Source organism: Beijerinckia sp. 28-YEA-48, from assembly GCF_900104955.1.
Lineage (GTDB): Bacteria > Pseudomonadota > Alphaproteobacteria > Rhizobiales > Beijerinckiaceae > Terripilifer.
In genome coordinates, this window is record NZ_FNSI01000001.1 from 4,009,657 (window position 1) to 4,026,870 (window position 17,214).

The following is a 17,214-nucleotide window of genomic DNA, read 5'->3' on the forward strand; positions in this document are numbered from 1 at the left end:
GCCCGGGATTTTTTGTCATTTGGGGTTGTCCCGCCGCCCGTGTGGCCATATGCAGGCGCGTCCGGAGGGGTGGCCGAGTGGTTGAAGGCGCACGCCTGGAAAGTGTGTATACGGGAAACCGTATCGCGGGTTCGAATCCCGCTCCCTCCGCCAGAAAATTCATCTAAGTAATTGTATTATATCGATATTATTCGATAGTCTGGATATCAGTCCACACAGAGGTCCACACTTTAGCGCCGGTTCGTGGCGAACCACGGCGGCTTTCCTCGGTATTAACGGGCCCCATGGCGGATGATTTTCTCTACGCGCGTGACGATATGGGGAAAATCTTCCTTCCCTCGCGCGCGTATCTCTCCGAAAACTCCCGACTGACCGACCGCCGGCAGCGTTTCCCGCCATTATTTTCCCATTTGTTTATTGGCGCGTTTCTTTAGGGCCTGCAAAAAGTCCTGCGCGGCTGCCCGGCTATATGCGCCGGGGGCTTGTTACCATTTGTTGCCAATCTCAGGCCGCCCGAGCGCTCACACACCTTGTCATTTCCTGTCATTCCGGCAGCACGATTCACACTTGTATGTCGCTGAACCTATGGGGGTTATGCATTTTAACCCGTTGACTACCGCAGGGATGATGCACACATGTCATATCGTGCCCGATAACCTGGGCAACTTGCCCAAGTTTATCGCCAACGTGCGCCAAAGCTCGAATATCCACCACGGTCATAGACACTTAAGCACGCCCCCTCGCGTGCCGGGCGGCTTTGATAAAGGCTGATTGTTTTTCAATCCGCCCATCAGGCTTAACTTGGCTTAACATCGGAGGGGCCGACTCGGTGCCATATCCGCCCTTTGTTTAAGGAAGCCGGTAGGTTTTTTCAGGTTATTAAAACCTACGCCGGGCGCGGCCGATGTCGTCATTTGTCGTCATCTGACTGGGTGCAGAAAAGCGACGGAAATCTCACTCGGCGCACATTTGCGCTCAGTAGGGGTTTTCTATTTTCCCCTATTTTATTCACCACACAATGGACGCTGGCGAATAGCGGCGAATACCCTCGGCTTTTCTCGAATAGGCACGGAAATGCAAAGCGCTCTATGCTGCCTGCCGTGCAGTCTTGCGAAGGTCTTTGCCATAGGCGCGTTCAATGGTCTGGCCGATCAAGTTGAACATCGCCGCCGATATGGCATCTGGCGTCTCCAAGCTGGAGCGCGGATCAGGCGGCAATGCCGCCAACTTTCGCCAATGCTCCCTATAGGCTGCCGTGTCGCCATCGCATTGGCTTTCCGATACCTCCGCGAAGTATTGGGCGCGCATCACCTCATAGATGGCTATCAGATCGGCGCCGCCGGGAGCGTCCGCAATCCGGGCTTTTGCAATAAGCCGTTCTCGATACCGCCGCTGACGGTCTGCATTACTGAGCGCCATTGGAATGCTCCTGTCCGTTACTAACGGAATCATAGGAGCAGATCGGGCCGGCGTGAGTGATATTGTTTCAGAGCGTCCCGTTATCCACCGATGCGCATATTCAGCACTCGACACCGGCGGCCCGACTCGCTCATCATCATCGGACGCGAGCGACGGGACAACCGGAACTGAGGTTAGCATTGCCTTAGCGACCCGCCCCCGCCGTCGTGCCTGTGCCTCATTGCCCGCCAGAACCGGCTCACCATAACCGGCGACCTGGCTGCACCTTTGAGGAATGCCGCAGGAGTGTGGAACGGGCTTACTGCAGTAGCTCAATCCGCCCCGATGCATCCATGAACGGCGGGATATCTGTTCGATGGGGGCCGCAAACCGAAACCTTTTGGGACTCGGTGCGCACCGGACCCTGAGGATTGGCCATGAAGCCAAAAATCAGTGTGTCCGTCAGTGTGAAGATCGATGTAGCAGCGATCCTTTCGAGGGTTATCTGCGCCGTCGTCTTCTTCATCTCCTGACCTTAAGGGGGCCTTTATGGCTCCCTTTTGCTTTCCAGGGATTGTTTTGGTCGACACGGGCAGCAAGGGGCTGGGGGGCTGATTTGCTGCCCGTGTCTATCACCAGTGTCGGGAACCACTCGGCAAAGGTGAATGCCTATTCGGATCGATGCACAAGCTCATGGACAAGAGCGGCAAGTCGCATGGCCTCCTGCATCGCTGGGGCCAGGGTTTTCACCAGGGCCAAGAGTTCTGTCCGATTGCCGGTCTCAATGGGCCGGCCGCCGATGGTGATTTCACCATCACCGCCACCATGAGCTTTTCCGAAAGCGAGCGTCATGGCTGCATGGACCTCAGCCGCAACTTTTTCGGCGTCGACGCCAGCCGGCACGGCAAGTGCTCGTCGGATCACGGCGGCGCCGGCAGCCAACATGGGGGAGGACGCGCTCACCTCAACGTCCTCGCGTTCGCGGGATTAGGCCATCTTTGCCGCACCAATTCCCCAAGGGCATGGCTCATAGAGCCAAGCGCATAGCCATATTCGTAATCGGTGACGGGCTCATTGCCGTAAACGACGCGATGCGCCAGCTTCATGAAGTCTGCTATCGCTTTGTCGGCAATCGGCTGCTGTTCGGTGAAGGAAGGTGCGGGCTCAACCGCTGGTGACTGATTAGCCATAGTCGTTCCTTGATGCATCGTGGATGAGGGCGAAGGGGAATGACATTTCGCGCCTGTGCGCCGCCTCCAGGAGCCGCTGATAATCGGGAGCGGTCAGGCCTTCACCTGCGATCCTGAATTGGCGACCAGGGAACATTTCTTCGAAGGCGATTTTGACGCCCTTCAAGTGCATGTTCAGACGCTCTACCGGAGTTTCCACGGCGAGGACAGGCACGGCCATAGTGGCCCCGGCGGCAGTGAGGCCAAACGCGCGCACAAGGAAATTGCGGCGCGGCACGATGAGGGACAGCGGCTTATCCATTTTCTCTCTCCCAAAGGAATGCCCGCATTGCTTCGGTATAGGGCCATAGGTCTTCGGCAATGACGCGATTGATGGTGACGAGACCGCCCATATCGGTGAACACGTAAGTTAGCGGGTCCGCATGCCATGAATATTTGCAGCCGCAGCGCTCGTAGTAGCGAACATCGCGAGCCACTTCCTTAAGATCGGCCTCTGTGAAAGCGACGTAAGACGCAGGGATGGATCGCGCGGCGCTCATGTCGCGGCCTTTCCTTGGGGGTTGGCGAGAAAGTCCCAATCCGCCAGGTCAAGGATGAGGGAGGCAAGGAAAGCATCGCCGTCATCGCGCCTATCGATACTTTCGCGCAGGTGGCGCACTGCGTCCTCTTTGTCGCCATCATAGCGAAGGGCCTCGACCGTCCCTTTTATCCGCAGGCCCTCAAGTGTTTGCGTCGGGACGGCCGCAACTTGAAATTCAAGGCGAGCGCACGCGCTGTTCGCTTTTCCGAGCGCAAGTTCCATCATTTCCATGCGCGGATCGCCGCTAGGAACCTCCTTCATGGCGAGCATTGCTTGATGAAAGTCGATGTAGGATTCTTGCCACTGCGCATATAGGCGTTGCAACTTTGCGTCATGGTCGACGTTGGCGTGCGATGGACGAGCGACAGCTATTGCCGCAACAGCGTTCGGCATTGTGGTTCCCCGTATTGATGCAGATTGGCTAGTGAAGGACGCGGGATGGCGCCGGCCTGATCAAACCGCACCCCTGACAGTCACCACATAGCGACGAGCGAGCGGGAGCGTGTTCGCCAGCCAGCGTTTCAAGCCGGTGAAGCGCGCGAGCCCTTGCGGGTCGCCAGGAAGCGGGATCATCAGCCCGCCAAGCCCGCAAGCCGCAGATGGCCTTTCGCAGCCAATCCGCCGCGCGCTTCTCAAAGGCGGCCACTGTGTCTGGGGCGCGCTTCATCAGCTCCGCTCCCGGTAATAGAGCTCAACGATCTCTGCCGCTCGCTCGTGGAAGATCTCGATGAGCAAGCAGAGCGCTTCTAGGTCGGCCTTATCGCGACTTGTGCTGATCTGCATCATCAGATGAGCCATGCGTGGCATATCGCAAACGGCAGCCTCCAGGCAGGACGAGCGCGGCGTCTTTCGGGCTGATTTAGCCATGCTGACCCCTCCGCTTGTTCTTCACTTGGTGTGGCAAAAGGGCCTTGAGTGCGCCACCTAGATTTTTGATCAGGAGGACCGCATCTTGATCATCATAATATCCGAGGCCAGCCTTGGGGCGCGCCTTCAAGGCGTAATCGAGCAATGCGATAGCACCCTCAATCGTTGTAGGCCGCGTCGTCATCGCTTCGGAGAAGGCGCGGCCCTCGGATGAGGCGATACCGTCAAATCCGGTGTCGTCAGGCGAACAACTCTCCGCACGCGCGTTGATCGCAGCATGGCGGCGGATCGCCTCAAAGGCGGGATCGCGGGGCGTCTGAAATGGCTGCCGGCGAGTAGATCTAGGCAAGCCAGTAGCGGCTGCCGGAACGGTGTTCGGCATGGTTCGTACCCTGTCGTTGATGCAGAAGATGTGGCGTTGTCTAATGAACTGTTTGTTGCGCGGACGGCGGCCCGCATCCCTGACAATTAAACGGGCACCTCGACGTTCTGCGGGGCGTGGCATCCAGCGCCACGGCCTCCAAATCCATCAAGGCGCGCGCGGCGTCCTCGTCTCGGGAACAGGCCGTGCGCTGGCGAAGATCGCAGATTGCTTCCGCAACCCATGCGGCTGCGCGCTCGCCAAAAGAGTTGAGCCGATCAGACATTCCGCCAGCCCCTGTTTTGTTGCCGGGCGCGTCGGCGCTGATGGATAACCGCGCGAGCGACCTCACACACGCCAAAGACGATGGCGAGGCAAAGCAGGCTGGAAAAAATGTAGAAGCTTTCGAGCGTGGACATGCGTTGTCCCTCTCAGCGGACGCGGAGCGCCGCCGTTGAATGTTTGAAAATCTGAGAAAGGGGGGCCGCTACGCAGCTACAGTTGCTACACTTGCAACGGCCGCCCCGATGGCGATCAGGCCGCGAGGGCGAGCGCCGGGGAGACCTTCACCCGGATGACGTTCGAAATGCTGGGCACCTCGAACTTGCAGGCCTCGACACCGAGGAACTTGCGCACCGCGTCGGTATCGAGACGCGCGGAAAGCTGTTCCGTGCAGGTGACCAGGAATTTCGCACCGGCAACGCTGGTCAGCTTGCGGCGCTGGAGTTCGGCCTTGAGCGCGTCGAGCTCAGCCTTAGCGGCCTTGGCGACGACATCGGCCGCGCCGAGCATATCGGCAAGGGCAGCGTCAGAGACGTTGTGGAAGCGGTTGGGGGAAGTGGTATTGATCACGGTAGCCATTGCGAATGGTTCCTTTCGCTGTGGTCAGGGCCGTCCTGGTGTTACAGCACCTTGGCGGCCCACTAGTTTTTATCACTAGTTAACTATGGATCAGTCATTGGGTTGCGTCAACAGCAAACTAGGATTAAAACATAGTCTAATGAATTTGAGGCTTATTTTAATGCTGACGACCGGAAACCAACTGAAAGCAGCCCGCGCTTTGGCCGGGATGGATCAATCGACCCTGGCAGAACGCGCCAGCGTCAACATCAACACCATAGGTGCGATGGAAAAGAGGGGTGCCGAGGTTCTGAAAAGCGGTCTCGATACCATCCGAGCGGTTATGATCGTACTGGAAGCCGAGGGGATTGAATTTCTAAACCACGGGCAGCCAGGCGTGCGACTGAAGGCCAAGCCGGGCGAACGCTGAGAATGTAGCCGTCGCATCATATGCTCCTTCCGGGTTGAGGGGGGGGCAGATGATGGAAGAACGACAAGTAGCCAGCGTAAGCCCGTACACGCGCGTACGTACATGACAGGCGTGTACGCACGACGCGAAATGACCTGATTTCAGGTGCGGGTCAAAAAATATTTTCGCATTGAAACTAAAACGTTAACGAGTCTTTGAGGCGAATGTGGCGAACTTTGTCACATTGACGCGCTATCTTACACTCGGCACAGTGCGCCGAATAAATCAAAAACTACCGTGTGGGGTTAGTCATGACCGGTCTACAGACAAACGAGGCTCTGTTAAAGAGGCTCAGGGATCCGAAGTCTAAACAGCCTTCGCCCGACGAAATAAAGAAACAGCGTGTTTCGTTTATCATGGGATCGCTGTCGAACGATAGCACTGTCACGCGCGCGCGCGTCGGTGAGATAATTGCAGATCAAAACGGTCGCAAAGCCGCGAAGTGATCATCTTCGAGCTCACAAACACCGAAAAGCACCCGGTGTATGAAGCGCTCGAAGTAGCGAACGGCAATAGACATTACGATTTTCTTCAATCGATCGTGGGGGCGGTCCTAGCCATGGACCGCCAATTTCTTTCCCAGCATGTGATTAAGGCGCTTAATTTTCACGCCATAACCTGTTTGCACACGAACCCGGGCGAGTACCGACCCTGCGAAGTTCGGGTCAACAACCATACCCCGCCTCAGCATCATCGGGTTCAAGCCCTGATGGACGATCTAGTAAACATGGTGAACCGGGGGTGGGAAACAACTGACCCCGTCGTGTTGGCAACTTTCGTCCTCTGGCGGCTCAATTGGATCCACCCTTTTGTAAACGGTAACGGTCGAACCGCTAGGGCTGCCGCCTATTTCATCCTGTGCGTGAAGTCTGGCGGCTGGCTGCGAGGTGAGAAAATTCTGCCAGAGCTTTTGCGGGGCGATAGAGATCGTTACGTTGAGGCACTGGCGGCGGCGGACGCGTCGCTCGCGACCAACCTCGATTTATCTCAATTGCATGCCTTAGTTTCAGAGCTGCTTGAAGCTCAGCTGGCTTCAAGCCCTGAGCCGTCGACTGACGCGCCGGGCGATGGTGGCGGCGCCGGCCCAGTCATCGAGGGGCCGGCGGCCGGCTAGTTATGCAGGGCACCGGCGGCCGAGATCGGCATTGAAATGAGAGGCCCCAGGTAACTGACAAAACTGACAGAAGGGTGCGCCGGCTCCAGATAAGAGGGCTACACCCACTGACAAAACTGACAGAAGGTGTCTGCACAAATTTGTGCAAGGGGTACGATCACCACCTCAAATCATTGATGCGACTCTGCAATTAGAGCTGACTGGTTAGCGCGGTCACCACGTCCTCGCCGCGCCAGAATTGAATTCCTACTCTCTGTGCCATTTGCCAAAATAGCCAAAATTGCCGTTATGCCGAAACGCCTCCCGCACGGGGCGCAATTTTCTCTCAATTGGCGTTAGCGCGGCGGGGGCTTATACGACGCAATTGGTCTAGCGACGCATAATTTTAGAGCCTCATACGAAAAACTGAATTTACTTCGTGCCCTTGCCATTGCAAAGCGAGTGAGCGGCTAGCGTTCCAATCCAATGCGCGATCCGAGGCCCTTATGCAGCCATATCTTGTCCGTTTCGCTGATGAATACGAACGTGAGCGGCAACTGGTAGGAATCTTTGTTGCGGCCTCGGTTTCCCAACTGGCCGAAATGGTCGATGAATGCTGCGATATCGATCTTTGCGAATATGCCGAGCTAGGGCCGGGTGGAATTATCTGGGAAGGCCCGGCGCCTGCGGTTCCAGTGACCCTGCCTGCCGCCAATGACGAAGATCCGCCGGATGTTCTTCCTGACGCAAGCTTCACAGATCGATGGTGGTCTTCAGTCTATTCTGCTGACGATCTTTGCTTTGAAAACCTTTCCGAAGCCCTCCAGGAAGAACTGGCGATAGCAGAAACGAAGGCGGCAAGGGGGCGGCCGAACAAAGCTAAGCCGATCGGTGCGTCGATCAGGCCAGGAGGCGGTCGACCCAAGCGGCCCGGAGGGCGGAAACGTTAAGGGGGCGGCCTCATTCATCCCGGAAAACGGCGGAGGGCGCTGAGCGCAGTTTTGCGCTCACCCGGGTGGGGGGCTGGCCCTGGTCAGTTGTGCCAATAGCGCCGAAAGCATCATCCTATCGTCAAGTCATTGAATTTTAAGCCGCTCGCTATTCACGGTGGGTTCGGGGCCGATTAGCCGAAAATGCCAATGGCGCCATTAGCGGCGCTATGGGTCATGCGCTAAGTGTTTCTCGAATTGGGTCTGCGGTTGGGACTCAATGTTCGTAGGAAAGCTCCCTATGCCGCCTCCCAAACCCGATTGAGTATCTGCGCCGCAAGGGCAGCCTTATCTTGCGGGAGGAAGCGACCGTAATGTTTGGCGACCATATCCGGTGTATCTTGAATGGCGTAGCTGGCCTGCTCGTAGGAGCCGGTTTTCTTTAAAATGTGGGTCGCTAGTACATCCCGAACATTATGTGGACCGTGCGGGAGGAGCCCCTTGATTGCTCCGCGGCCAGTGTAGGGATTGTGAATGCCGTAGCGTTGGATAGCAAAACGCCAGGCCTCATAGAACGTGTTTTGGTCATATGAGGCGTCTTTGCTGATGAGTTTCACTGTCTTCACAAAGAAAGTGCCCGGATCAGCGGCGTTTCGCAGCAGCACGCGGCGGTGTCTGTCGATGTAGTCCTCAATGTGCGGATAGAGGCCACTGAGATTTGGTAGGATCAGCCGGAACGGCTTGCTACCGAAGAATGATGAATCGGCGTTCTTGAAGGCAGCCGAGGGGATAAACACTTCCCAACCTTGATCGCGTTCGCTCCAGCGTAACTCTCCGCGTTTCAGTTCGATTAACTGGCGCTCTGAAGTTGGAAGACGATCACGAGGGCAGACGAGAAGTTGACGTAGATTTTTCTGGCGCAAGCCTAAATGCAGCCCGAGGCGAAGCATGAGGAAGGCTCGCACGGCTTCTGCCGCAGCACGTGGATAGCGCTGCTCATCAGGCTTGAGCCGAATGATTTCCTCAGTGATCTTTTTGTATTCGGCGACAGGGCTCTCGGCTTCTAGCACCACCATGATCGGTTCGAATGGATCTCGATGTACCCGCGCAACGCGCTGTACCTCGCGAGCCCGAGCCAGGCCATGCTTGTGCATTTGCTCGCAAGTGCCAGTCCAATCTGCGCGCGCGGCGGCTATGTCCTGTTCGGTGATCAGATTCGAAATTGGTTCGATCTGCCCTGCCAGCTCTGGATTTTGTCGCAACCAACCTGTATCCACGCGGGTCAAGGCTATTGCCGCGCGCAACATGTCGATTTCCCAGGCGGTATAAAAACCGCGTCGACGCTCACGCCATTGTAGGTACCAGTCCCAGACGGCCGGGAAGACGAGGAGTCCGAACGTCAGGCTTTTCAGTGGTACGCCGAAACCATGGACTGCCCCGCTCGGTACTGCTGCTAGAGCGCCGAACATGAGCCCCAAATGCTCAACCATTTGGGAGGCGGTTTCCTCGCCCCATACGCCATTCCGCTGATAGCCAAAGGCAGTCAGGGTGGAGGTCTTGAAACGGATGAGATCGGACATCTCCTGCATAAGATGGGACGGGGCGTCCCTGGCTGCTGCACCGAGGTCGGGATCCTGCCAAGCACCATCATCGTCCCGGCTATAGCGGTAAGTGTTGCGTGGACGGGTCGATTGCCCCGGCAGGCCCGGAAACCTAATCGCATATCGGTGCTTCATTGCTGCTGCCTGGAACCGGCGATATTCAGTCGAGCCGGACACGACGACGTTTCGAACCCATTGGAGAATTTCTTCACGTTCTCGCATCGAGCGGCGATCAAAATCTAATGGTAGGTGCCAAGCGAGTCGTCGCCGCTCATCGCGGCTGATGCCTGCAATGGTGCCAACAGAGATACTACGAGAAGCGTTGGGCAATTTGGCTTGGAAATAACCGGCGGCTAGGCGGTAACGTTTCTCTATTTGCGCAAGCGCGTCCAAACTTCGAGTTGTGTTAGGCGTTTTGAGGCCACGTCTCCAAACTTGGATCGTGGTTTCGTCAACCTGACCTGCGACGGATGCTAGTGCCCTTGCTAGGTGCTTAGCGCTATCAGAGTGCCGTCGCATGTGTAGTGCGAGAGCATCTGGAAAGGACGGTGGATCGACCCAAGGCCTCCCGTCATTGTCGGGAAATTCGACGATAGGTTTGATGCGCGGGTTGCGCGGGCGACGGCTTTGTTGAGGTGAAATATGCCCCATACCAGCGAGCTGGGAAGCGATCCGTAGGGCTAAGTCCGTTCCCTGATGCTTTAGTGCGCGCGTAGGCTGGTTATGGTGGCGCGATGGCTTTTGCTGAGCGATTTCTCTCGCGAGTGCATCGATGCCGGGACCGAGGGCTTGCGATGCCTTCTGTAGGTCAGCATGATCGATCTGACAGATATTGGCGATTGCCTCCCAATCGTACTTCCGGCCAACCTTCGGGGGTGAAATGTGAGTATTTAGGAGATCGAGAAGGTAAGCTTGGAATCTCTGGAGCTCGCGTGGGGCCAAGACGGTAGCGGCACGCTGCTGGCAGAACTTCACCAGCATGCGTGTAAAAATAGGATTGATCATTTTTTGAGGGCTATACGCTGTTAGTTGTAACGAATCGCTTCGGATCGAAGCGCTAGTTCTTGTGGAAATATTGCGGCGAGAAAACCCCTATTTGTTTCTGAAGACCGCCCATGTCGAGCAGCATCGACCGCAGCGCAAGGCAATGTCTCATAGCGACTAGTCTAGCTTACTCGCCTTTCGACCAAGTTGCGGGATCCCCTTGAATGCGATTGAGTTCCCCTACTTAGGGAGGGGCTGACTATGAAAGAATTGATAGCGATTGGCGCGATGGCGCTGATGGGAACAGTAGCGCACGCACAGTATCGCTCCAACGGCGGAGGCTTCGGATCGCCGGGCAGCCATTATGTTCAGCCGCACACCAATTCGAACGGCTCCCAAACGCAGGGCCATTACCAGACCAATCCGAATAATACCCAGCGGGACAATTGGAGCTCCCAGGGAAACACCAACCCTTATACCGGGCAGCGGGGGACGAGAGTTCCGCGCTACTGATTAACGTCTCAAGCAAAAAGGGAGCCCAGAGGCTCCCTTCAATCGGCCAGGATCGCAAGGTCTACGCCGGGGAACTCGCCTGTCTCCGGTTCGCCGGCGGCGGCTTTTTTTGTATTTAGACCGGGTGTAGGTCTGCGCCCGGAGGACGATCATGGGGCGCATCTGGCGATCGGTGGTGATGTTTCTGGCTTGCATCAGCATGGCCTCGGCGGCGTGCGGTGAGCGGGGTGGCCCCGGCTATCGTGGCCCAGACGGGCGATGCGTGAGCTGGAAGACAATCGCAGCTGTCTGCGGTCACCCGCCGGAGACCCGCTGCACGGCTGAGCAAGAGGCAGACGGCGCGCGTGAGGTAGGGGGGCTGCAGCACCAAGCGCGGCAGACCAGGCGGCCGGAAGACAGGGCCAACGCTGCCCGCGGCGCTGCATTAGGGCTGATGGGTGCCGGCGCCACGCTGGCAGCGGAGGCGGCTACAGTTGCCGACAATGAAGCGGCCTCGATCGATCCTGAAACTATCCGGGTGCTGGACGGCGACACGATCGAGGTCGGCGCCGAGCGCAAACGCGTTCGCCTAATCGGCTTCAATGCGCCGGAGACGAACGGCGCAACTTGCGAGCGAGAGCGGGATCTTGGTTTGCAGGCGTCGCGGCGCCTATCTTCCCTGATTGCCTCAGAGCCGGCCGAACTGCAACTGGTGCCCTGCGCCTGTCGAGCTGGGACCGAAGGCACCCAGGCGTGCAACTACGGTCGAGCGTGTGGCATCCTGAAAGTCGATGGCGTCGATGTCAGCAAGACGCTGATCAGGGAAAGGCTGGCTGTACCGTTCGTTTGCGGCAAGACCCGATGCCCGCCGACGCCACGCCCGTGGTGTTCGTGATGTGGATGTCCAAAATCGGTCGTCTATTGCCGTGCATGCCTGGTTAGCGTCGGAAATAACTTAGGTTCTATTAGCTGCAAAGGAGGATCGGATATGCCGAGCGTGAACATGGTCAAAATCGACCTTGTGGCAAATGTGGCTCAAGTCGGATTACCGAGCAACACCAATCGGGCCTATCTCGGCATCATCAATATCGGAGCGGCCCGCGCTCACATCGGCATCGGTATGGCCGCAGTCGTGAACGGCGGCTGGCCAGTCGATGCGCCAGTTGAGTTGGGCGGCCAGGGCGGAGGGCTGATTTTCGACGGGGCTCAATGCCCAACCAACGCCATCAATCTCATCTCGGCTTCAGCGACCACCATCATTCTCATGGAGATGTGACATGGGCATCCTGTACCCTCTCCATGTTTCGCCAGAATACGGCCGCTATACCGGTTATCACGATAGCGGACGAAGCTTAGGCGCTCCGGTGCGTATCAGGAGCAAGCTGCAGGATTGGTTCTCGCCTGAAGAAGCTGGTGCTGTCGGCGATGGCGTAACAGATGACACCGCAGCATTTCGGCTGCTCGCCAACGAGGTCAATAATATCAAATGCTCATCCGGCAAGATTTACCGGGTAGGTGAGGTCGATCTCGACGGTCGGTATGTGGATGCGACTGCCAATGTTGGTTTCCGGCCAATGGCGGGAAGCCGCTACATGTTCAAGTTGAAGGGATACGATCCGCGCTTTTTCGGCGGATTCACGCAAGATCAATCCAATGCTATCGCGTTTCAAACGACGACCGCGGGCTATGCTGCTGGTGCTTCGACGATAGTCGTTGCTTCCGTCGCGGGTATGGAAGTCGGCATGGTGGTGTTTGTCGAGGACAGCGCCAACGTTTGGTTTCACACCGTCATTACTGGCATAAATACGGGCACCAACACTATTTCTTTGCGGAATCCGGCAGCGGGGGCGGGCTTCGCCGGCGCCCGTGTGGCGGCGATGTACGGCACGTTCGTCATCGAAGACGCGACTAAGTGGATGATGTGTCATCACAACATCGTCAATAGCTATGGTGCGATACTGATGCGCACGACCGTCGAGAAGGTCCCCGGCAAGGACGATATAATTCATGTTTCCAACAAAGGCACAATGATCGATGTCGCCGTAGACAACTTCCGCTACTTCGGCATTTGCAAGATGAATGAGACGGCGGGAGTCAAGATCAATGACGTAAAGCTGTGGGGCGGCACCAGCGAGACTATTCACTATGTTGGTAACAATACGGCAGGCCCCTACGCCGTTGCTGACGGCGCAACTTATCTGAAACGTAACGTCACCGTCAAAATAGGTGATAGCCCAAAGACTCTTGGGGTGGATTTTGAGTATACCGACTTGTCTGGCGCAGAGATCAGATTTCTGAGTGGCAGGTATCCGCCTATCGGGTCGGATATCTATGTCACGAAGTTCTGTGAGGGTATTCGCGGATTCATAGAAGATCAGCGAAACACCTCCGTCATTCACGGCGGAAACAACTACAATCAGGTTGAAGCTTTAGGCCTTAGAATAGGAATTCATTGTCTCAACGCTGAGCTGACAGACTTTGCCAACTGCATTTCTGACAGCTGCTCGAAGGTCTCAGTCCAGCTTGAAAGCTGCGTAGAAACTCTGCGGTTCAGCGAGTTATTTGCTGGCTTCGCGCCCGCCAACATCAGGGCTTTCAGCACGCAGAAATCTCAGTTCCATGGGCTCTATACCAACCGCGTTCCGCCGTCCGAAATGGTCAACCCTGCGTTGTTGGATGACAACGTCTATCTGTATGATTCGAAGATCGAGATTTCGCTGCCTGAATGGAGCGGGCCTGATTATCAGATGGCCTTTGGCGGGACCTCTACCCCGATATTAAGTGGTGGGGAAGCTTTCAGGCTCGAGTCAACCGACGCCCTTCCTGCCGGCAATACAAAGTATCTGCGTGTCCGTGGTCCGTTTCAAACAACGGTGGCTCCTGGGGAGACCGTGACATCAGAGGGGACGTTTCTCTGGTTCGTGGCACGCTGCTCTACCAGCCCAGGCGCAGGGCAGTCATTCACCTATCAGTTGTACAGCAATGGGGCTGCACTAGGGAGCCCGATCGCGATCAGCGGCGACGGCAATTACGAAGCGTCCGCCTATCTCGTGCTAGCAGCCTCGCTCGGAGTTGAGATTGTTGTTGGCGTCACTGCTTCTGGCGGGGCCAATGCATCGATACATCGCGCGACGCTTTTGAAGCGTTGATGTAGTTTTGATTGGCTGCCAAAACTGGAATGGTGGCGCGCTTTCGCTGGTTCAAACTGGCTTTCAGTCTAAGTTTGGCCGTTAAGGCTTCTACCTCCTTCCTCTAAAGCTGCAGCGGATGCACCGCCGGCTGGGCGGGCGCGATCGCTGCGCGTAGCAGCTCGCGCAGCGGGGCCAAGTCCTTGGCCGAGAAGCGTGCCGTAGCGTCTGGATTCGCCTCACCTAGAAATCGCTCACAGCACAAGACGACAAATTCTTCGTCGGTCGTTTCGTGGCTGTTGATGAAAGTCAGGTTTGCATACTCGCCGAGGTCTTGTTTCACCCTATGGCGCTTGTCGTTGTGTACGCCTACGGCAACGGTCGGAAGCTCGGCCATGATGCCGACCATCATGGCATGGAAGCGCGCAGATAGAACGCAATCGCCAGTCGCGACGGCATCTATAAATTCAGAAAGAGGTGCTCCACGCACGTCTACTATCTCGGCCGATAGCATCAAGGAGTTAAGTTTATCACGGTTGGCTTCTAGCCAATGCGCATCCTCAGTTGCTTGTACGACTATGCGAAGATCAAGATGGCATTTGTGGGCAACCTCTGCGACCGTATCCAAATTAAAGCTTCCACACGCGATAAGAACTTTCCGATCCGCGCGGTTGCGGGCGGCGGCCCGAACTTCTTCTTGGAAGGCGATGCTTACATCCGGAGTGACGATCGTCGGTGCCTTCACGCTGAAGGCGTCACTGACAGTGGCTAGGGATCGCGGATCACGCAAGTGGAAGAATTTTGCATGGCGTAGCGCTTCCCTCAAAAAGTGCCGGCTATACGAAGACAATATTGGTGCAGGCGATCCGATGCCGAGTAAGCCAAAAGGAACCCCGTATTCGTAAGCCATAAACGCAAATCGGAAGTAGGCTGCAATATTTGAATGATTTACCGCCAGCCTATCGTGATCATCCAAGTCGTACAGTATTCCGCCTGGTCCGATTACAATCAAACTGGCATTTGCGACGGTAACCCTATCGATCTCAGGGTCAGCTACTATGCAATGCAAATGGGGAGCCGCCTCTGTGATCAGACGGATCGCAGACTGCGCCAGAAGGACATCTCCTGCATTATCAGTTAGCGCTGCATTTATGATCAGGCAATATGGCGTATCGTGGGGTAGGGTCGCGTCATCAAGCAGCCGATCACGGCGAACGCGAATGCCATTTAAAATTTTGCTGCGCCGTGAATAGCCATACTCCATTTCTCCTCTGATATCATAGGCGGTAGATATCGTTGACGACATCTGGAGATTGGTTGCTGCGAAAAAGACATCGTCGGCAAAGTGAACGTGTAGTTTTTCTAAATCTTTTATCCACGCCAATGGAAGCTTGTCTATGTCATCCTTCGGCGCAACAACCGCATAAGAGTCCTGGTCGCCGACGGAGAATAAGTGACCAAATGCGAGCGGCAGGCAGTTTTTTCTCAGCCTACAAAGCGGTTCAATGGTGAATACAAATTTGCATCTATCACTGAAATGATAAATCAGTTTTGCTGCATTGATCCATTTTGGATCGCTTAGCCATTCGGCATCAGGCGTCATTAAAAGCCTCACCTAAAAGTATTAAATTTCTGATTTAACAGAACATATCGAATATAAAGCCATAAATTAGTGGCGCTTGTCCAGTTAATCTCTGCTCTATTCACGCAAGTAGGGGGTGGTTAAGGCGGCTCATTCTGGTGGCCCGCTATCATAATTGTTACGGATCAGCTCGTCACAGTCTCCCTGAACAGCGCACCGTGCGATTTCGAGCGATTGATTGAGCGCGCACAGTCCGACATATGCCGCGGTGCGTAGCGGCATTTGAGACATCCAGACGCGGACATCCTGCTGAAAAGCTTTACAGGCTCCAAGCATTCGCTGGGCATCGGCTTCATCAAAGCTGCGCTTGGTGCGGCGGGTCACGTTCGCTTCCTCCTCAAGGCATCCTTGTCACGGCCATAGCCGGTGTTCAGAGCGTTCTCGATTTCGATGAGAAGCTTGCGCGCCTCTGCCTGCGAAAACAGAATTCGCTCTGGGGCCGGCCCGCTTATGTCGATCGTCACAAGTCCATTCTCGCGGCCAACCGATACTTCACGCCGAGGCTGGGACGTGTCTGCGTCTCTACACGCCTCGGTCACGGCAGCCATTCTCCGACCGGGTGTGCGGGCATTAGTCGCCGACATATCAGCTCCTGACCACTGTCATCTTGAATACTGATCTCGTCGGCGATGTCTGGCCGTGACCGGTGAAGGGCGCGCACCAAGGCGCTCGTTGAATCCGAGGCGCGTAGGTAGCTCTTTTCAATAGGTCTCCCGCCCCAGCGAAATTCAATCAGGAACCGGGATGGTTCGTCGTCCGTCGTCAATTTATGCTCCATGAGTTCAAGGTGTTGCCTTGCGGGTTCTTCGTGTTGGGACTTCTTCGGGCTCGTCGGTCTTGCCGCCCTTGATCAAGCGAAGCCCGGCGAGACCTGGCGGTAGATCAGGCGGCCGCGGTGGCGCGCGCAGATCGCAAAAGTAGACATGGCAGCCATCGCCTTCTCGATAGGAATGCTTTGCCCGCCGCCAGCCACAGTCGGCGGACAGCTTAAACAGCAACTGATCGAGACTGATTTCAGCGCCCCACTTGTGAGCAAGGCGGCCAAGACGATAGGCGCCCTTACGCTCGCAGGCGTCGCAGCGCAGGCGCACGATCACGTACGGATAATCGGACAGGTGGCCTGGCATTGATGGCGCGAGCGATCATCAGTTCTTGTAGTTCCTGAGTAGCACCAGACCGTCGTCCTTCAACAATGCCCGCTCTTTGGCGAGGCATTCATGATGCTGTCGAGCTGGGAAGCGGTCATTCCGAACTCAAAGAACTTTTCGCCGTCGACGAGCAGGCCGATTTTGACGGACTTCCGGTCTGGCGTTGCCTTGATTTCGAATTCAGCGGGAAGCGCAGATGTGATCATGGTCTTACTCTCATGCTCTCGAAACGATCCCCAAAAGAATGAGAACATTAGGAGAACAAAAGAGTCAAGCGGACCTAAGCCAGATAAGCCTCGTCATCAGGCGGAATTTCCAACAATCCCATTGAGATAAGAAAATTTTCAACAGCCACAGCTATGGCCTGCTCGAGCGTCGGCTTCGGATCCGGCTGCTCACTGATGAAGCGGTCCAGGGCTGCGAGGATATCGGGGCGGAGGGACGTGCTCATTATGAGTTCTCAAAGGTTTTACTCGTAGTCACGCACTAGCA

23 protein-coding genes and 1 tRNA gene are annotated in these 17,214 nt (G+C 56.2%); 9 read left to right on the forward strand and 15 right to left on the reverse strand.

Translation table 11 applies throughout. The features are described 5' to 3' along the window. The first annotated feature begins 63 nt into the window (after nucleotides 1–63). Nucleotides 64–153 (forward strand) — tRNA-Ser (locus BLW50_RS18710). 933 nt (nucleotides 154–1,086) lie between these two features. On the opposite strand, the gene BLW50_RS18715 is transcribed toward BLW50_RS18710, so the two are convergent. Continuing rightward, a complete protein-coding gene (locus BLW50_RS18715; RefSeq protein ID WP_090705289.1) occupies nucleotides 1,087–1,419 on the reverse strand; it encodes a hypothetical protein in 333 nt (110 codons plus the stop codon). A 298-nt stretch (nucleotides 1,420–1,717) separates the two neighbouring features. Further along, a complete protein-coding gene (locus tag BLW50_RS30420) occupies nucleotides 1,718–1,924 on the reverse strand; it encodes a hypothetical protein (protein WP_139267668.1) in 207 nt (68 codons plus the stop codon). 167 nt (nucleotides 1,925–2,091) lie between these two features. Between BLW50_RS30420 and BLW50_RS30425 the strand changes: the two genes are divergently transcribed. Continuing rightward, nucleotides 2,092–2,445, forward strand: a complete 354-nt coding sequence (locus BLW50_RS30425) for a hypothetical protein (protein ID WP_139267669.1) — start codon at nucleotides 2,092–2,094, stop codon at nucleotides 2,443–2,445. Between the two features lie 135 nt (nucleotides 2,446–2,580). Here the strand turns inward: BLW50_RS30425 and BLW50_RS18730 are convergent, their stop codons facing one another. The 7 genes from BLW50_RS18730 to BLW50_RS18750 form a co-directional block, all read right to left on the reverse strand. After that, on the reverse strand, nucleotides 2,581–2,889 hold the full coding sequence (locus BLW50_RS18730; protein WP_090705296.1) for a hypothetical protein: 309 nt from the start codon (nucleotides 2,887–2,889) through the stop codon (nucleotides 2,581–2,583). After that, nucleotides 2,882–3,127, reverse strand: a complete 246-nt coding sequence (locus tag BLW50_RS18735) for a hypothetical protein (protein WP_090705299.1) — start codon at nucleotides 3,125–3,127, stop codon at nucleotides 2,882–2,884. Before BLW50_RS18735 ends, BLW50_RS18730 begins: the two co-directional genes overlap by 8 nt. Further along, on the reverse strand, nucleotides 3,124–3,561 hold the full coding sequence (locus tag BLW50_RS18740) for a hypothetical protein (RefSeq protein ID WP_090705302.1): 438 nt from the start codon (nucleotides 3,559–3,561) through the stop codon (nucleotides 3,124–3,126). Before BLW50_RS18740 ends, BLW50_RS18735 begins: the two co-directional genes overlap by 4 nt. A gap of 273 nt (nucleotides 3,562–3,834) precedes the next feature. Further along, entirely contained in the window at nucleotides 3,835–4,035 is a 201-nt protein-coding gene (locus BLW50_RS30430) for a hypothetical protein (RefSeq protein WP_139267670.1), read from the reverse strand. Next, nucleotides 4,028–4,417, reverse strand: coding sequence for a hypothetical protein (locus BLW50_RS18745; RefSeq protein WP_090705305.1), 390 nt, complete (start codon nucleotides 4,415–4,417; stop codon nucleotides 4,028–4,030). Before BLW50_RS18745 ends, BLW50_RS30430 begins: the two co-directional genes overlap by 8 nt. A gap of 257 nt (nucleotides 4,418–4,674) precedes the next feature. After that, nucleotides 4,675–4,815, reverse strand: a complete 141-nt coding sequence (locus BLW50_RS30720; protein ID WP_170850238.1) for a hypothetical protein — start codon at nucleotides 4,813–4,815, stop codon at nucleotides 4,675–4,677. A 115-nt stretch (nucleotides 4,816–4,930) separates the two neighbouring features. Beyond that, nucleotides 4,931–5,257 (reverse strand): hypothetical protein, encoded by a 327-nt coding sequence (locus tag BLW50_RS18750; RefSeq protein WP_090705308.1) that lies wholly within the window; start codon nucleotides 5,255–5,257, stop codon nucleotides 4,931–4,933. A 160-nt stretch (nucleotides 5,258–5,417) separates the two neighbouring features. Between BLW50_RS18750 and BLW50_RS18755 the strand changes: the two genes are divergently transcribed. From BLW50_RS18755 to BLW50_RS30435, 3 genes are all read left to right on the forward strand, one after another. Continuing rightward, entirely contained in the window at nucleotides 5,418–5,666 is a 249-nt protein-coding gene (locus BLW50_RS18755) for a helix-turn-helix domain-containing protein (RefSeq protein WP_090705311.1), read from the forward strand. Nucleotides 5,667–6,147: 481 nt separating this feature from the next. Beyond that, nucleotides 6,148–6,819, forward strand: coding sequence for a Fic family protein (locus BLW50_RS18765; RefSeq protein ID WP_139267671.1), 672 nt, complete (start codon nucleotides 6,148–6,150; stop codon nucleotides 6,817–6,819). A gap of 485 nt (nucleotides 6,820–7,304) precedes the next feature. Further along, the gene (locus tag BLW50_RS30435) at nucleotides 7,305–7,748 is read left to right on the forward strand and encodes a hypothetical protein (protein ID WP_139267672.1); all 444 of its coding nucleotides are present in this window, start codon (nucleotides 7,305–7,307) and stop codon (nucleotides 7,746–7,748) included. A 278-nt stretch (nucleotides 7,749–8,026) separates the two neighbouring features. Here BLW50_RS30435 and BLW50_RS18770 read toward each other — a convergent pair whose 3' ends face one another. Next, entirely contained in the window at nucleotides 8,027–10,309 is a 2,283-nt protein-coding gene (locus tag BLW50_RS18770) for a hypothetical protein (protein ID WP_090709349.1), read from the reverse strand. A gap of 264 nt (nucleotides 10,310–10,573) precedes the next feature. Here BLW50_RS18770 and BLW50_RS18775 point away from each other — a divergent pair, with 264 nt between their 5' ends. From BLW50_RS18775 to BLW50_RS18790, 4 genes are all read left to right on the forward strand, one after another. Next, nucleotides 10,574–10,825 (forward strand): hypothetical protein, encoded by a 252-nt coding sequence (locus BLW50_RS18775; RefSeq protein ID WP_090705318.1) that lies wholly within the window; start codon nucleotides 10,574–10,576, stop codon nucleotides 10,823–10,825. 151 nt (nucleotides 10,826–10,976) lie between these two features. After that, nucleotides 10,977–11,699, forward strand: a complete 723-nt coding sequence (locus BLW50_RS18780; protein ID WP_090705320.1) for a thermonuclease family protein — start codon at nucleotides 10,977–10,979, stop codon at nucleotides 11,697–11,699. A gap of 93 nt (nucleotides 11,700–11,792) precedes the next feature. After that, a complete protein-coding gene (locus tag BLW50_RS18785) occupies nucleotides 11,793–12,080 on the forward strand; it encodes a hypothetical protein (protein WP_090705322.1) in 288 nt (95 codons plus the stop codon). Between the two features lies 1 nt (nucleotide 12,081). Beyond that, the gene (locus tag BLW50_RS18790; protein WP_090705324.1) at nucleotides 12,082–13,953 is read left to right on the forward strand and encodes a hypothetical protein; all 1,872 of its coding nucleotides are present in this window, start codon (nucleotides 12,082–12,084) and stop codon (nucleotides 13,951–13,953) included. A 103-nt stretch (nucleotides 13,954–14,056) separates the two neighbouring features. Here the strand turns inward: BLW50_RS18790 and BLW50_RS18795 are convergent, their stop codons facing one another. The 5 genes from BLW50_RS18795 to BLW50_RS30730 form a co-directional block, all read right to left on the reverse strand. After that, nucleotides 14,057–15,535: a polysaccharide pyruvyl transferase family protein gene (locus BLW50_RS18795; protein WP_090705326.1), complete on the reverse strand. Its 1,479-nt coding sequence runs from the start codon at nucleotides 15,533–15,535 to the stop codon at nucleotides 14,057–14,059. 129 nt (nucleotides 15,536–15,664) lie between these two features. Further along, nucleotides 15,665–15,898: a hypothetical protein gene (locus tag BLW50_RS30440; RefSeq protein ID WP_139267673.1), complete on the reverse strand. Its 234-nt coding sequence runs from the start codon at nucleotides 15,896–15,898 to the stop codon at nucleotides 15,665–15,667. A 458-nt stretch (nucleotides 15,899–16,356) separates the two neighbouring features. Then, a complete protein-coding gene (locus BLW50_RS18805; protein ID WP_090705331.1) occupies nucleotides 16,357–16,701 on the reverse strand; it encodes a hypothetical protein in 345 nt (114 codons plus the stop codon). Between the two features lie 59 nt (nucleotides 16,702–16,760). Beyond that, entirely contained in the window at nucleotides 16,761–16,928 is a 168-nt protein-coding gene (locus tag BLW50_RS30725) for a hypothetical protein (protein WP_170850239.1), read from the reverse strand. A gap of 74 nt (nucleotides 16,929–17,002) precedes the next feature. Beyond that, complete coding sequence (locus tag BLW50_RS30730; protein WP_170850240.1) at nucleotides 17,003–17,173, reverse strand: hypothetical protein; 171 nt, start codon at nucleotides 17,171–17,173, stop codon at nucleotides 17,003–17,005. Between the last annotated feature and the right edge of the window lie 41 nt (nucleotides 17,174–17,214).